Annotated in this window: 16 protein-coding genes; 12 read left to right on the top strand and 4 right to left on the bottom strand. The window is 45.3% G+C overall.

The features are described 5' to 3' along the window. Positions 1 to 78: 78 nt before the first annotated feature. The 7 genes from MHI44_RS10060 (at position 79) to MHI44_RS10030 (ending at position 7404) form a co-directional block, all read left to right on the top strand. The gene (locus MHI44_RS10060) at positions 79 to 984 is read left to right on the top strand and encodes a LysR family transcriptional regulator (protein WP_015250931.1); all 906 of its coding nucleotides are present in this window, start codon (positions 79 to 81) and stop codon (positions 982 to 984) included. Between the two features lie 7 nt (positions 985 to 991). Beyond that, complete coding sequence (gene thiM / locus MHI44_RS10055; protein WP_181217542.1) at positions 992 to 1810, top strand: hydroxyethylthiazole kinase; 819 nt, start codon at positions 992 to 994, stop codon at positions 1808 to 1810. Further along, the gene (gene thiE / locus MHI44_RS10050; RefSeq protein WP_042975373.1) at positions 1807 to 2475 is read left to right on the top strand and encodes a thiamine phosphate synthase; all 669 of its coding nucleotides are present in this window, start codon (positions 1807 to 1809) and stop codon (positions 2473 to 2475) included. Before thiM ends, thiE begins: the two co-directional genes overlap by 4 nt. A 156-nt stretch (positions 2476 to 2631) precedes the next feature. After that, a complete protein-coding gene (efeU, locus tag MHI44_RS10045) occupies positions 2632 to 4077 on the top strand; it encodes a ferrous ion permease EfeU (RefSeq protein WP_153529928.1) in 1446 nt (481 codons plus the stop codon). Further along, the gene (gene efeM, locus MHI44_RS10040; RefSeq protein ID WP_339203413.1) at positions 4074 to 5231 is read left to right on the top strand and encodes an iron uptake system lipoprotein EfeM; all 1158 of its coding nucleotides are present in this window, start codon (positions 4074 to 4076) and stop codon (positions 5229 to 5231) included. The genes efeU and efeM overlap by 4 nt, the downstream gene beginning before the upstream one ends. 18 nt (positions 5232 to 5249) lie before the next feature. Beyond that, entirely contained in the window at positions 5250 to 6500 is a 1251-nt protein-coding gene (gene efeB, locus MHI44_RS10035; RefSeq protein ID WP_017697028.1) for an iron uptake transporter deferrochelatase/peroxidase subunit, read from the top strand. 283 nt (positions 6501 to 6783) lie between these two features. After that, complete coding sequence (locus MHI44_RS10030) at positions 6784 to 7404, top strand: DsbA family protein (RefSeq protein WP_038429828.1); 621 nt, start codon at positions 6784 to 6786, stop codon at positions 7402 to 7404. A gap of 12 nt (positions 7405 to 7416) precedes the next feature. Here MHI44_RS10030 and MHI44_RS10025 read toward each other — a convergent pair whose 3' ends face one another. From MHI44_RS10025 to slrA, 3 genes are all read right to left on the bottom strand, one after another. Further along, a complete protein-coding gene (locus tag MHI44_RS10025; RefSeq protein ID WP_339203410.1) occupies positions 7417 to 8958 on the bottom strand; it encodes a cation acetate symporter in 1542 nt (513 codons plus the stop codon). Further along, the gene (locus MHI44_RS10020) at positions 8955 to 9263 is read right to left on the bottom strand and encodes a DUF485 domain-containing protein (RefSeq protein ID WP_003227392.1); all 309 of its coding nucleotides are present in this window, start codon (positions 9261 to 9263) and stop codon (positions 8955 to 8957) included. Before MHI44_RS10020 ends, MHI44_RS10025 begins: the two co-directional genes overlap by 4 nt. A gap of 442 nt (positions 9264 to 9705) precedes the next feature. Beyond that, on the bottom strand, positions 9706 to 9864 hold the full coding sequence (gene slrA / locus MHI44_RS10015; protein WP_003243648.1) for a transcriptional regulator SlrA: 159 nt from the start codon (positions 9862 to 9864) through the stop codon (positions 9706 to 9708). 354 nt (positions 9865 to 10218) lie between these two features. Between slrA and slrC the strand changes: the two genes are divergently transcribed. The 4 genes from slrC (at position 10219) to galT (ending at position 14089) form a co-directional block, all read left to right on the top strand. Beyond that, the gene (gene slrC, locus MHI44_RS10010; protein ID WP_014478350.1) at positions 10219 to 10890 is read left to right on the top strand and encodes a transcriptional regulator SlrC; all 672 of its coding nucleotides are present in this window, start codon (positions 10219 to 10221) and stop codon (positions 10888 to 10890) included. A 17-nt stretch (positions 10891 to 10907) separates the two neighbouring features. Further along, a complete protein-coding gene (locus tag MHI44_RS10005) occupies positions 10908 to 11291 on the top strand; it encodes a GtrA family protein (protein ID WP_003227398.1) in 384 nt (127 codons plus the stop codon). Positions 11292 to 11371: 80 nt separating this feature from the next. Beyond that, positions 11372 to 12544 carry a galactokinase gene (locus MHI44_RS10000; RefSeq protein WP_029318660.1) on the top strand — a complete coding sequence of 391 codons (1173 nt, stop codon included), beginning with the start codon at positions 11372 to 11374 and terminating at the stop codon, positions 12542 to 12544. 3 nt (positions 12545 to 12547) lie between these two features. Then, complete coding sequence (galT, locus tag MHI44_RS09995) at positions 12548 to 14089, top strand: UDP-glucose--hexose-1-phosphate uridylyltransferase (RefSeq protein ID WP_339203409.1); 1542 nt, start codon at positions 12548 to 12550, stop codon at positions 14087 to 14089. A gap of 70 nt (positions 14090 to 14159) precedes the next feature. Here galT and MHI44_RS09990 read toward each other — a convergent pair whose 3' ends face one another. Beyond that, positions 14160 to 14405, bottom strand: a complete 246-nt coding sequence (locus tag MHI44_RS09990) for a GlsB/YeaQ/YmgE family stress response membrane protein (RefSeq protein WP_009968363.1) — start codon at positions 14403 to 14405, stop codon at positions 14160 to 14162. A 515-nt stretch (positions 14406 to 14920) separates the two neighbouring features. Between MHI44_RS09990 and qoxA the strand changes: the two genes are divergently transcribed. Then, on the top strand, positions 14921 to 15886 hold the full coding sequence (qoxA, locus tag MHI44_RS09985; protein ID WP_010886637.1) for a cytochrome aa3 quinol oxidase subunit II: 966 nt from the start codon (positions 14921 to 14923) through the stop codon (positions 15884 to 15886). Positions 15887 to 15907: the final 21 nt, after the last annotated feature.

The raw sequence follows: 15907 nt of genomic DNA, 5'->3' as shown, positions 1-15907 counted from the left end.
TACATAAGGTCTCTCTATAGGTAAAATATATATTAAGAATAAGAAGTATTCCTTTTGTCTATAGAAAGGGTGAAGCACATGGATATCCGCCATTTAACATATTTCTTGGAAGTCGCCCGTTTAAAAAGTTTTACGAAGGCTTCCCAATCCCTTTATGTTTCTCAGCCGACGATATCAAAAATGATCAAAAATTTAGAAGAAGAGCTCGGAATTGAACTGTTTTACCGAAACGGCAGGCAGGTGGAACTGACTGATGCTGGTCATAGCATGTATGTGCAGGCGCAGGAAATCATTAAATCATTTCAAAACCTGACGTCAGAATTAAATGATATTATGGAAGTCAAGAAAGGGCACGTACGGATTGGACTGCCGCCGATGATCGGATCGGGGTTTTTCCCCAGAGTGCTCGGCGATTTCCGTGAAAACTATCCGAATGTCACCTTTCAGCTAGTCGAAGACGGTTCTATAAAAGTCCAAGAAGGTGTCGGGGACGGCTCTCTTGATATCGGCGTTGTGGTCCTTCCCGCAAACGAAGATATCTTTCATTCGTTTACAATCGTAAAAGAAACCTTAATGCTTGTCGTTCACCCTTCCCACCGGCTGGCTGATGAGAAAGAATGTCAGCTGCGTGAGTTGAAGGACGAGCCTTTTATTTTCTTCAGGGAGGATTTTGTCCTGCACAACCGAATTATGACGGAATGTATCAAGGCTGGGTTCCGGCCCCATATCATTTATGAAACATCACAATGGGATTTTATTAGTGAGATGGTATCAGCCAACCTTGGGATCGGGCTTTTGCCGGAACGGATCTGCCGCGGCCTTGACCCGGAAAAAGTGAAAGTCATTCCGCTTGTCGATCCGGTCATCCCTTGGCACCTCGCCATTATTTGGAGAAAGGACAGGTACTTGTCGTTTGCCGCCAGAGCTTGGCTCGAACATACGAAATCGTATTTATGGGACCCGAAAAAAGAAAGTAAAGGATGATGCAAACATGGATGCACAATCAGCAGCAAAATGTCTTACTGCTGTCCGCCGGCATAGCCCACTGGTGCATAGCATAACCAACAATGTCGTAACGAATTTCACAGCAAACGGCCTGCTCGCGCTCGGCGCATCGCCCGTTATGGCGTACGCAAAAGAAGAGGTCGCCGATATGGCGAAAATTGCGGGTGCACTCGTTTTAAATATCGGAACGCTGAGCAAGGAGTCAGTCGAAGCGATGATCATCGCGGGAAAATCAGCCAATGAACATGGCGTTCCCGTCATTCTTGATCCTGTCGGTGCCGGAGCAACACCGTTCCGCACTGAATCGGCACGTGACATCATTCGTGAGGTGCGCCTTGCTGCAATCAGAGGAAATGCGGCGGAAATTGCCCATACCGTCGGCGTGACCGATTGGCTGATCAAAGGTGTTGATGCGGGTGAAGGCGGAGGCGACATCATCCGGCTGGCTCAGCAGGCGGCACAAAAGCTAAACACGGTCATTGCGATAACTGGTGAAGTTGATGTCATAGCCGACACGTCACATGTATACACCCTTCATAACGGCCACAAGCTGCTGACAAAAGTGACAGGCGCCGGTTGCCTGCTGACTTCCGTCGTCGGTGCGTTTTGCGCTGTGGCAGAAAATCCATTGTTTGCTGCTATTGCGGCCATTTCTTCGTATGGGGTCGCCGCTCAGCTTGCCGCACAGCAGACGGCTGACAAAGGCCCTGGAAGCTTTCAGATTGAATTGCTGAACAAGCTTTCAACTGTTACTGAACAAGACGTCCAAGAATGGGCGGCTATAGAAAGGGTGACTGTCTCATGACTCGTATTTCTCGGGAAATGATGAAAGAGTTATTATCTGTTTACTTCATTATGGGGTCAAACAATACGAAAGCCGATCCTGTTACAGTTGTACAAAAAGCGTTAAAAGGCGGTGCCACCCTGTACCAGTTCCGTGAAAAAGGCGGGGATGCGCTGACAGGAGAGGCTCGGATTGAATTTGCTGAAAAAGCGCAGGCAGCTTGCCGTGAAGCTGGTATTCCGTTCATTGTCAATGATGATGTGGAATTGGCTCTGAAGCTGAAAGCTGACGGTATCCACATCGGCCAGGAAGACGCAAATGCGAAAGAGGTAAGAGCTGCCATAGGTGATATGATTCTCGGCGTTTCTGCCCATACGATGTCTGAGGTGAAGCAAGCTGAAGAAGACGGAGCCGATTATGTCGGGATTGGGCCGATCTATCCGACTGAAACGAAAAAGGATACAAGAGCGGTACAGGGTGTATCTCTTATTGAAGCAGTGCGCCGCCAAGGCATCAGCATTCCAATTGTCGGCATCGGCGGCATCACAATAGAAAATGCCGGACCTGTTATCCAAGCGGGGGCCGATGGCGTCAGTATGATCAGCGCCATCAGTCAGGCGGAAGATCCTGAGAGTGCTGCACGCAAGTTTCGTGAGGAAATTCAAACATATAAAACAGAAAGATAATCGTTCATCTTCCTTCAAAAGGCTGTTCTGTAAAAGGACAGCTTTTTTGCTGTCCATCAAGGTTTTCAGACCTTCAAATTTTAATTGACAAAGGACAAGAACTGGCTATGATTATGTTATACAATGATAATCATTTTCAATTATAGGAGGAACATGATGGCTCGGGGGCTGGCACTTATTCTATTCAGCTTGTTGATGGTTTTCGGTTCTGCGGCACATGCGGAAGATGATCCGATCGCCGCATTAATTCAATTAAACAAGCAAATGATCAAATCCGTAAAAGACGGGGATATGGATTCGGCACAACAAACGTTTGAAACCTTCAAAGCGAAGTGGAAAAAAGAAGAACCTTCTATTAAGAAAGAAAACCTTTCTTCTCACAGTGAAATGGACGCGAATATCGCGATGATTTCTCTTTCTTTTATCAATCAAGACGCAGGCAAGCTCAAAACACAGCTTGAAGAGCTTGCGTCTCATTTAGAAACCTATCAGCAGGCTGTCGTGCTGAAAAAGACATCCTCAGGTCAATCAAGGGCGTCCTTAACAGCCTATATACAAAGCTTGAAAGACACAAAACAGTTCATAGAAAAAAAGCAATTGGATGAAGCGTCATCCGCAATCGACAATTTAGTTACATCCTGGCTCGCTGTTGAGGGGGACGTCGTTTCCCAATCGAAAGAAGCCTATACGACATCGGAGGAAAATCTGGCGCTGATGAAGGCGGAGATCGGCAGCCATCCCGAAATGGTATCAAAGCAAATTGACGAAATGATTCAATTGCTCGAGCCGATCGCTTCAAGCAGCTACAGCTGGTGGGATGCGGCGCTGATCCCGATTCGTGAAGGAATGGAGGCCCTCCTTGTCATCGGAGCGCTATTAACCATGACAAAAAAAGCGCGGGTTACGCGTTCCTCGACATGGATCTGGGGCGGGGCGTCCGCCGGCATGGCTGTTTCCTTAGCAGCCGGCATCGGTGTCACGGTTCTGTTCTCCTCCAGTGTATTCGGAGAAAACAATTTCTTGCTTGGCGGCGTCACCGGCGTACTGTCCGCTGTCATGCTTTTGTATGTCGGGGTGTGGTTGCACAGAAACGCCTCAATGGATAAATGGAGAGAAAAAATCAATATCCAGAAGTCACAGGCACTAAAAAAACGAAGCCTGCTTTCCTTTGCGCTCATTGCATTTCTGGCAGTTGTAAGAGAAGGTCTCGAAACGGTCATCTTTTTCATCGGGCTTGTCGGGAAGCTCCCGCTCACTGAACTGATCGGCGGAACTGCCGCAGGGCTTATCGTTCTCGTCATCGTCGGTGTTCTGATGATCAAGCTCGGAATGCGCATTCCATTGAAGCCGTTTTTTCTTCTATCAATGGCGGTTGTCCTGTATATGTGCGTGAAATTTCTCGGAACTGGCGTTCACAGCCTTCAGCTGGCGGGCATTCTTCCGTCTGATGCAGAAAGCTGGCTGCCGTCTGTATCGGTGCTAGGAATTTATCCGTCCGTGTACAGCACGATTCCTCAAATGTTGATTTTACTCTTTTTACTGATTGCGCTTGTTTCAGAAGCGGCAAAACATTTTACAAACGGAAAGGAACTGACAAAATGAATTTCACAAAAATCGCTGTATCAGCCGGATGCATCCTTGCGCTGTGCGCAGGCTGCGGAGCCAATGACACATCTTCAACTAAAGAAAAAGCTTCATCTGAAAAAAGCGGGGTCACTAAAGAAATCACCGCATCCGTAAATAAAATGGAAACCATCATTTCTAAGCTGAATGACTCAGTGGAAAAAGGAGACCAAAAAGAGATTGAAAAGAAGGGGAAAGAGTTAAACAGCTACTGGCTTTCCTTTGAAAACGATATTCGCAGCGACTATCCATTCGAATATACAGAAATCGAAAAGCATCTTCAGCCAATCTACACAGAAGCGCAAAAAGACAAACCGGATACAGCAAAAATCAAGACAGAATCCGAGTCATTGAAAGCGTCCTTAGAAGACCTGACAGAAGCGAAGAAGAGCGGCAAAAAGGCTAGCGATCAGCTGGCAAAAGCAGCGGATGAGTATAAAGGCTATGTCAAAGAGCAGAGTGACCAGCTTGTCAAAGCGACTGAAGCATTTACGGGTGCTGTGAAATCCGGCGATATCGAAAAGTCCAAAACGTTATATGCGAAAGCGCGTGTTTATTACGAGCGAATCGAACCGATCGCTGAAAGCCTCGGAGATCTTGATCCGAAAATTGATGCTCGAGAAAACGATGTTGAAGAAGGAGACAAATGGACAGGCTTCCATAAGCTTGAGAAGGCCATTTGGAAGGATCAAGATATTTCCGGGGAAAAGGCAACAGCTGACCAGCTTCTCAAGGATGTAAAAGAGCTTGACGGTTCAGTTCAATCACTGAAATTAACACCTGAACAAATTGTTGCAGGCGCGATGGAGCTTCTGAACGAAGCCGGAATTTCGAAAATCACGGGAGAAGAAGAGCGCTACTCACGAATTGATTTAGTGGACCTTATGGCAAATGTGGAAGGCTCCGAAGCCGTTTATCAAACAGTGAAAAGCGCGCTTGTAAAAGATCACTCCGACTTGACGGAAAAACTGGATACGGAGTTCAGCGAATTTGAAGTTTTAATGGCAAAATACAAAACAAATGATCAGTCCTATACGACTTATGATAAATTAAGTGAAAAGCAAATCAGAGAGCTGAGCACAAAGCTGACGACTCTTTCTGAAACCATGTCGAAGATTGCGAATGTGCTATAAAAGGAGTTTTGTAACAGCATGAGCGATGAACAAAAAAAGCCAGAACAAATTCACAGACGGGACATTTTAAAATGGGGGGCAATGGCGGGGGCAGCCGTTGCGATCGGTGCCAGCGGACTCGGCGGTCTCGCTCCGCTTGTTCAGACTGCGGCTAAGCCATCGAAAAAGGATGAAAAAGAGGAGGAGCAGATTGTTCCGTTTTACGGAAAGCATCAGGCCGGAATCACAACTGCCCATCAAACGTATGTCTATTTTGCTGCGCTGGATGTAACAGCAAAAGACAAAAGCGACATCATTACGTTATTTAGAAACTGGACAAGTCTCACACAGATGCTGACATCTGGCAAGAAAATGTCAGCGGAGCAGAGAAATCAGTATCTGCCGCCGCAGGATACAGGTGAGTCTGCTGATTTATCCCCTTCCAACTTAACGGTCACATTTGGATTTGGGCCTGGCTTTTTTGAAAAAGATGGAAAGGACCGCTTCGGGCTGAAAAGCAAAAAGCCGAAGCACCTAGCCGCTCTTCCAGCGATGCCCAATGACAACCTGGATGAAAAGCAGGGAGGCGGGGACATCTGCATTCAAGTATGTGCAGACGACGAGCAAGTGGCGTTTCACGCGCTGCGTAACCTGCTAAATCAAGCGGTCGGCACTTGTGAGGTCCGCTTTGTGAACAAAGGCTTTTTAAGCGGAGGAAAAAATGGCGAAACACCGCGCAATCTCTTCGGGTTTAAAGATGGAACAGGCAACCAGAGCACGGAGGATGACAGCTTGATGAACTCGATCGTGTGGGTTCAGTCCGGTGAGCCTGACTGGATGACGGGCGGCACCTATATGGCTTTCCGGAAAATCAAAATGTTCCTTGAGATATGGGACCGCTCTTCCCTCAAGGACCAAGAGGATACCTTCGGCCGCAGAAAAAGCTCAGGGGCGCCTTTCGGACAGAAAAAGGAAACAGATCCCGTGAAGCTGAATCAAATTCCGTCTAATTCACACGTCAGTCTAGCGAAATCTACGGGAAAACAAATTTTGCGAAGAGCTTTCTCTTACACAGAAGGACTTGATCCGAAAACCGGCTATATGGATGCAGGTCTCCTGTTTATCAGTTTTCAAAAAAATCCCGACAATCAGTTTATCCCGATGCTGAAGGCTCTTTCGGCAAAGGATGCGTTAAACGAATATACACAAACAATCGGTTCTGCTTTATACGCATGCCCAGGCGGCTGCAAAAAAGGAGAATATATAGCCCAGCGTTTGCTGGAATCATAAAAGAAGCCTTTACAGGCTTCTTTCAGCGTGTCGACAAACCCTCGCATTCGTTGTCAAGCCTGTGCGTTGGTGCTCACGAATTAGAGCATTCGCTCCGCTCCAATGCTCGGCTTTCCTAGACTTCAAGGGTTTTCAATCACGCTGAAAGGATGACAAAATCCTAAAACTTTTTAGGATTTTGTCATCAATCTGAAAGAAGCCTAAATCGGCTTCTTTATTTAAAAAACAGTTGTAACTTTAATTGTTACAGTTTAAAATCAATTTAGTATGAAAGGAGATTATCATGACAGTACACATTAAAGTTTATTCAGATTACGTCTGCCCATTTTGTTTTGTTGGAAAAGCCGCTTTTGAAGAAGCGATAAAAGGAAAGGATGTTGATGTCGAGTGGATGCCGTTTGAACTGCGCCCAAGCCCATCTCCTCAGCTTGATCCGGTCAATGATCCTTCCAAACAGTACATGTGGCAGACATCAATTCAGCCAATGGCGGAGAAATTAGGAGTTGAGATCAATTTTCCAAACGTCTCGCCCCATCCGTATACAGACCTCGCGTTTGAAGGCTTCCATTTTGCGAAGAAATACAATAAAGGACATGAATACAACACCCGTGTCTTTCAGGCGTTTTTCCAGGAGGGCCAAAATATCGGCGACATTGACATCTTGACGAAGCTCGCCGAGGAAGTGGGATTAGACGGTGCAGCATTCAAATCAGCACTGGAAACAAGAACATATCAGGACGTGCAGCGCCAAGCCTTGAAGCACGCTTATGAAGAGGCTGACATCACAGCCGTTCCAACCTTTATTATTGGCGACACTGTAATTCCAGGTGCTGCCGGCAAGGATGTATTTGAAAAAGCGATTTCTGAAGAACAGAAGAAAAGACAAGGAAAAAGCTCTCTATAAAGAGAGCTTTTTTTATTCCTGTTCCATATGGACGCCAGTATGCGCCTTCACCTGAATTTCTGCAAACGTATCTTCATCAATTGTTTTATCAGACGACAGCACCGTTCCGAGCCACGCGCCGAGAAAGCCGAGCGGGATGGAAATAATTCCTGGATTAGACAGCGGAATGAGCGGATCACCGGTAAAAATAGCACCTCCGGCCGGGTCCCACACACTAGGGCTCATCGATACCAGCACAAGCGCGCTGATCAGGCCTGTCAGGCTGCCCCATAAAGCGCCTGAGGCATTGAATCGTTTCCAGAAGACTGTAAACACAATCAGCGGAAGGTTTGCGCTGGCGGCTACCGCAAACGCGAGTGCAACAAGGAACGCCACATTTAAGGATTGTGCAAAAATCGCAAGGAGAATCGAGAGCACTGACACGGCGACAGAAGCCCATCTGGCCGCTTTCATTTGTTCTTTTTCAGTTGCTTCTCCCTTTCTGATGATCTGGCTGTAAATATCATGGGCAAATGCTGAGGCGGCAGACAGCACCAACCCTGTCACGACAGCCAAAATGGTGGCAAAGGCGATGGCTGATACAAACGCGAACAGAAAGTCTCCTCCGAGCGCTTTTGCTAAAAGCGGAGCCGCCATATTTCCCGCTTGATCAGCCGCCGTAATCGCGTCAAAACCGACAAATGCCGCGGCACCAAAGCCGAGAAATACCGTCATAATGTAAAACACACCGATAATCCATGTCGCTGACACAACGGATGTACGGGCCGTCTTGGCATCCTTAACGGTATAAAACCGGATCAATATATGCGGAAGCCCGGCGGTTCCCAGCACGAGTGCCAAGTTTAACGACAAGGTCTCAAGCGGCACCTTGTATTTATTTCCGGGGTTCAAAAAATCAGCGCCAAGCGGAGTAGCCGTTTTCATCTGTTCAAACATGGTATTAAGGCTAAAGCCGAATTTCGAAAACACGATAATCGAAATCACGAGTGTGCCGGCCATCAGCAAAACAGCTTTAATAATTTGAACCCAGCTTGTCGCGATCATGCCGCCAAACACGACATAAATGGTCATCAGCACTCCGACGATGAGGACAGCCAAAGTATAATCCAGCCCTAGAAGCAGTTTGATCAGCGCGCCCGCCCCCACGAGCTGGGCGATCATATAAAAAGTAGAGATGGCAATGGTATTGAGAGCCGCGACACCGCGGATTTTCTTTTCTTTAAAGCGAGCGGCAATCATGTCTGCCATCGTGTACTTTCCAAGATTCCGAAGCGGCTCCGCCACGATGTACAAGACAACGAGATAAGCCACCAGAAAACCGATGCTGTAAAAGAAGCCATCAAATCCATATAACGCAATCATTCCGGCAATCCCGAGAAACGAGGCGGCAGACATGTAGTCACCGGCAATTGCCAGTCCATTCTGAACGCCGGTGAGCCCGCCGCCCGCCGTATAAAACTCACTCGTCGTTTTCGTCCGCTTCGCGGCAAAATACGTGATAATAAGCGTCAGGCCAACAATCGCCAAAAATAATAAAAAAGCAGTCATATTCATGTCTGTTCACCCTTCAGATCCTCTTTTAAAGCGCTTACATACTTATCGAAATGGGCGGCTCTCCGGGAATACACAGTACTCAGTATCCAGGTCATAGCGAATTGGGCGATGGCGAACAGCCAAGCCCATGAAACAGCTCCAATGGCCGGTGCATTCAAAAAGGTGAAATAAGATGTCAAAACAGGGAGTGAAAAATAAAAAACAAAAAAGAAAATCGCAGAAGGAACAATAAAAGCGCGTTTCTGCTTTAAAAAAGCTTGAAAAGACGGCGTTGCAGCAATCTGTTTATAATCAGCTTTGTACATGGCTTTCCTCCTTTTATTCGCTAAACGTAAGCAAAAAGGTACACCAATAGGTATGTACTGAAAGTCCGATTTATGCGTTGAACAATATCTGGAGGATGAAAAAAGAAGGAAGTCGTGAAGAGGTGAACACAGTGGTCTAAAGACAGGCGAAGGTTTTCAAGCTCGGCCGTGTATAAACGAGTTTGCTTTCAAAACCTCACCGAATGCAGCTTGTTCTCAGCAAAGCTGCTGTTTACCAGAGCACGGTTATCATGTTCGCATCACCTCTTTATGACAATGCATGTGCCAAGAGGTGATCGCATCACCGGCTGTCTGTCGTAGTTAGCTGACACACCGTTTGTCCTCAAGCTCAGCGCAGCGATTTGCTTTTGAATAGAGGATATGGTGAAAACTCAGATCAGGTGATAGAAAAGCCAGAGGTAAATAGATCCGCCTGTTCGGACTAGTCTTGCCGGACGGTTTTTTTGTGGTTTTTCTTTCTCGATGCTGTCTCAGATTCTAAAAACTGCCTCACATCATGAATGCCTAATCCAATGGATCTAGCTTCTTGAATTAACATATGCCAACCTTTGTCCAAATCTTTTTTAACATGAGTTTTCATAGTAACCTCCAATTGTATAAAATGTTTTCCTGCAACATGCGGGCAATAAAAGACAAGCCAGCGCGATGATGAGGCGAGTACAACAAATTTCACACATAGTTGCTCGGTGTTCACAAACTGAAGGAAAAACCACCTACCTATTCCCTAAAAAAATGACTAATATAACCAATGGACCTTATTTATAATAATAAACAATTAAATACTGACTGGATAGTATGTAAATGAAAATAAATCATTTAGCCTATTAAAAATGACCCCTGGGAAACCGAATAGCATAACCGTTCAAAGAAATAAATACCGCTAAAGATTGATCCGGTGTAAGATAAGGGTAATCATTACCGCCAGGAGAAAAATATGAAAAAAAACAAATTTCAAATTAAAAGAGAAGCAACATTTGAAAGTTTTATAGACGCTGGCGTGAATTTGTTGATTGACCGAGCGTATGATCCGGTTTCTGTAGAAGATATCAGCAGAGCCGCCGGGTACAGCAAAGGAGCATTTTATGTTCATTTTGTCAGCAAGGACGATTTTCTGCTGTACCTTCTCGAAAAACGTCAGATGAAAAAAAAGATCATTATAGGGTATCTTGATCAAATGGAGCGGGAGTCAGTGAAATCGCTGACATTGGACGAGGCTGCAAAACACGCTGCAGAACTGCTTTATTCCTATTACATAAATAAGCCGTCGTGGGACATCACCTCGTTTGCCATGAACATGCCGACATATAAAGTCTTAAAGAAATGCAAGGCCTATGTCCGGCTGTACGAATTGTGGGTGGAAGAAAATGTGTTATATATTAAGTGGCTGAAGGAGAGAAAGCTGATTGACGCCTGTATTGATCCTGAATATACGGCTAAAATAATATGTGCAGTCCTCGACGGAATCATCAAACAATCATATGTATTGGGCCAGCCAGCCACCTTCCGCAGCTTTTTAGACGCACTCTCGGTATTTTTTACTTTAGACAGAGAGCACGAGACGCCAAGAATTTTGAAAAGTTTTTCGGAAAGCGAGGAACATCAGTGAAGTATAGAGAAATAATTATGTATATCATTATGGGGGTTTTCACAACCATTGTGAATATCGCCAGCTTTTATATATTGGTAGAGATCATGAATGTGGATTACAAAGCCGCCACTGTTGCCGCTTGGATTTTGTCCGTGCTGTTTGCTTACATAACAAATAAATTATATGTGTTTCAGCAAAAAACACATGATCTGCAGAGCCTGCTGAAAGAGCTCACTGCTTTTTTCAGCGTTCGGGTCCTGTCTCTCGGCATAGATTTAGGCATGATGATCATTCTTGTCGGCCAGTTCAATACAAATGAAACCTTGGCCAAAATACTCGACAACGCGGTCATTGTTGTCGTCAACTATGTTGCGAGCAAATGGCTCGTCTTTAAAAAAACAAAAGAAGAAGGGGTATGAGAGGACTGCAGCATATGATCTGCCGTTTTCTATGAAGAAATAAGGGGAATAAAAAATAAAAACCAGAAAGGTGATTGCACATGCGGGAAGAGCTAAAGGGGATATTTGCAAGTGTATTCGGAGAAAAAGAGGGGTTACGGTTTTTTTTCGCACCTGGAAGAGTGAATCTGATTGGAGAACATACAGACTATAACGGCGGGCATGTATTTCCGTGCGCGCTGACAATGGGTACATATGCTGCTGTTGCAGAAAGAAACGACGGGCTTGTCCGGATGTATTCAGATAACTTTAGAAACGCAGGTATCAAGGAATGCAGCCTTGACGACATTCGCTATCAAAAAGAAGACGACTGGGCGAACTACCCAAAAGGCGTGATTTATGAATTTCAACAGAGGGGATATGCAGTTCCCCATGGCTTTGACATTGTATTTTCAGGGAATATTCCAAACGGGGCGGGGCTGTCGTCTTCCGCTTCTATTGAACTGCTGATGGGGGTCGTGCTCCGAAGCTATTTTCATCCTGAAGTAGATGCGCTTGAGCTTGTGAAAATGGCGCAGCATGCGGAAAACCATTTTATCGGCGTCAATTGCGGAATTATGGACCAATTTGCAATTGGAATGGGGAAAAAACATCATGCGATGCTGCTGAACTGCGACACGCTTGACTATGAATATAGCAAACTCAATGTCTCAGGCCTCGCGCTGGTCATCGCGAACACGAACAAAAAAAGGACATTGGCTGACTCAAGCTATAATACGAGACGCCAAGAATGCAATGATGCATTGCTTGATTTGAAAAAAGGCCTCGATATTGCCGCACTGGGCGACATCAAGCCTTCTGATTTCGATGCGCATTCCAGCCTGATCCAAAATGAAACGAACAGACGCCGGGCAAAGCACGCTGTATACGAAAATCATCGTGCTATTAAGACGGCCCATATGTTCAAAGAGAACAATATAGATGAAATCGGGCAGTTAATGAAGGAATCCCACCTTTCATTGAAGGATGACTATGAAGTAACATGCCCTGAACTTGATGAGCTTGTGTTTGCGGCATGGGATCACGAAGGTGTAATTGGATCAAGAATGACGGGAGCAGGCTTTGGCGGATGCACCATCAGCATTGTAAAAGATGAGTTCGTTGATGATTTTATTCAGAAGGTTGGAGACAGATATCAAGCAAAAACAGGGCTCCGAGCGGATTTTTATGTCGCGGATATCGGAGAGGGAGCGAGAGAACTAAAGGGGGAGTGACATATGAGTATTATTGAACATCTGGAACAGCTGCTTGAGTATGGCCTGGAACGAAAATTGATTTCGATCTGGGATCGGGAATATACGAGAAACCGTCTTTATGAAGCGCTGGGCATCACACATCCCGAGCCGAACTCCAGCACTAGCATCAAGCAGTCACAAAGCCTGCCGGACTTGCTCGCTCCCATCTATAAATGGGCTACCGAAACCGGCCGAATGGAAGCGGATACAGATACGTACCGTGACCTGCTCAGCGCAAAGCTGATGGGCTGTTTTGTGCCTGCCCCGTCCGAGGTCATTCGCAAATTTGAAGAGACAAAAGCATTATACGGCCCAAAACAGGCGACAAAGGAATTCTATCAATATTCAGAGGATGTCTATTATATACGGACTGACAGAATCGCCAAAAATGTTCATTGGACGGTGCCGACCGAATATGGCGAGCTGGAAATGACCATTAACCTATCAAAGCCTGAAAAGGACCCGAAAGCGATTGCGGCTGCAAAAGAGCAGGAACAGACAAATTATCCGATGTGTTTGCTGTGTAAAGAAAATGTCGGCTTCGAGGGAAGCGTGAATCATCCAGCCCGGCAAAATCACAGAATCATTCCGGTCATCCTTGAGGACGAACAATGGTTCCTGCAATTCTCGCCATATGTCTATTATCCGGAGCACTGCATTGTCTTAAAAGGTGAACATGAACCGATGGAGATCAGCAAAAAAACATTTGAAAGGCTGCTGTCATTTCTTGGCCAATATCCGCATTATTTTATCGGTTCAAACGCGGATCTGCCGATTGTCGGCGGCAGCATCCTAAGCCATGATCATTTCCAAGGCGGCGCGCATGATTTTCCAATGGCACGTGCAGAAGCGGAAGACGTTTATGAATTAAATGATTATCCCGGCGTGTCGCTGGGCTTAGTGAAGTGGCCGATGTCTGTGCTCAGGCTCCAAGGAGACGAACCGGGTCATGTCGCCGAAGCTGCTGACCATATCTTCCGCACGTGGCAGACGTATTCCGATGAAAAAGCCGGCATTGCCGCCTATACAGGCGATACGCCCCATAATACGGTCACACCGATTGCGCGGCGCAGGGGAGAATTGTACGAACTCGATATCGTACTGAGGAACAACCGGACGGATGAGGAGCATCCATTAGGAATATTTCATCCTCATCAAGAAGTCCACCATATTAAAAAAGAAAATATCGGCCTGATTGAGGTCATGGGATTGGCGATATTGCCTGGCCGCTTACAGAAGGAAATGAAAGAAACGGCAGCGGCACTATGCTCTGCTGATCCAAAAACAGCCTTAGAACAAAATCCGCTCACGGCAAAACATAGTGAGTGGGCTATTCGGATGATGGAAAAAAGAACCATAACAAAAGAGAATGCAGATCTAGTCATAAAAGAAGAGCTGGGACATGTATTCGCTCGCATTCTTGAACATGCCGGTGTGTTTAAACAGACAACGGAAGGAAAACAGGCCTTCAGAAGGTTTATCGACCAGTTGGGCGCCAAACCAGTCAAAAGCCTCAACCGCTAGGGTTGAGGCTTTTTCGATTTTTATGGCAAAACAAACACCCAAAGCGCTGACGCTTCGGGTGCTGCTGCTTTTATCCTCTTTTTCTGGTTAACAGGCTTACTAGAAAGACAACAATGGCTGCGCCGATTACCGCTGGAATAATGGCAAATCCGGCTAGGTGCGGCCCCCATGTTCCAAGCAGCCCGTGTCCGATCCAGGCGCCAATAAGACCTGCGATCATAGACCCGATAATTCCTCCGGGCATATCTCCTTTTACAAACAGGCTTCCAAGCCATCCGATAATAATAGCGACGATAAGTGAAATAAGAAAACTCATCATGCAACACATCCTAATTTTTATTTATTTGCTTATATCATTCCTCTTTTTTGTATAAGATAAACAACTGGATGCTCTCATTAAAAAATACGGACAATTCAGAGCATATTGGCTCTTCATTGCGCCTTTTCTTTCAATATTTGATGCGTTAAAATGGTAACCGTGTGAAAAGATGCTAGACAAGGAAAAAATAATTCCTATCTAGAAAGTTTAACAAAATGAAATTTTTGATTGACCTAAGTTTTTTATTGTGGTAAACCTTTATTTGTCAGAATTAGTTCTTCATCATCTTTTCTTTACTTATATGCGGAAATAACTAGAAACTTTTCATCTTAAGCGATAGATGTGAATAAAGTTGGAGCAATTTTTGTCGATTTTATGACATTTAAGCGAAAATGGGATGAAGTTTATAAAAAAATAAAGCTAATAAGTGAAGTTTTTGATAGCATAACAAAGTAGAGAAAAGATTTTGAGGAAGTATGCACTTCAGATTTATTACATCAATAGGAAGGATGGTGATCTTCTTGTTCAGAGCATTAAAACCGTTGCTTGTATTAGCGCTGTTAACTGTGGTTTTCGTCCTTGGGGGATGCAGCAATGCTTCAGTACTAGATCCGAAAGGACCTGTAGCTGAACAGCAAAGTGATTTAATCCTGTTATCTATCGGATTTATGCTGTTTATCGTCGGGGTCGTCTTTGTTCTATTTACCATTATTTTAGTAAAATACCGCGACCGTAAAGGCAAAGATAATGGATCTTATAACCCAGAAATTCACGGTAACACGTTTTTAGAAGTAGTCTGGACAGTGATCCCAATTTTAATCGTCATTGCACTTTCTGTGCCAACAGTACAGACGATATATTCGTTAGAAAAAGCTCCTGAAGCAACAAAAGATAAAGAGCCTCTTGTTGTTTATGCTACTTCGGTAGACTGGAAATGGGTATTCAGCTACCCTGAACAGGATATTGAAACGGTCAACTACTTAAACATTCCTGTCGACCGCCCGATCTTGTTCAAAATCTCATCTGCAGATTCAATGGCTTCGCTATGGATTCCTCAGCTTGGAGGGCAAAAATATGCGATGGCAGGAATGCTGATGGATCAATACTTACAGGCTGACAAAGTGGGTACTTACGAAGGCCGCAACGCGAACTTCACAGGTGAACATTTTGCAGACCAAGAGTTTGATGTGAATGCAGTCACAGAAAAAGACTTTAACAGCTGGGTGAAAAAGACTCAGAACGAGGCTCCTAAGCTGACAAAAGAGAAGTATGATGAATTGATGCTTCCTGAAAATGTGGACGAATTAACGTTCTCTTCTACTCACTTGAAATACGTTGATCACGGACAAGACGCTGAGTACGCGATGGAGGCGCGCAAACGCCTTGGCTATCAAGCCGTTTCACCGCACTCTAAAACAGATCCGTTTGAAAACGTAAAGAAAAACGAATTTAAGAAGTCTGATGATACAGAAGAATGATATTGATCAGGAAAGGAGGAA

This window comes from Bacillus sp. FSL K6-1366 (genome assembly GCF_037976695.1).
Classification (GTDB): Bacteria; Bacillota; Bacilli; order Bacillales; family Bacillaceae; genus Bacillus; species Bacillus subtilis.
Note: the sequence above shows the minus strand (reverse complement) of the source record. Positions and strands in the feature narration are given on the sequence as shown.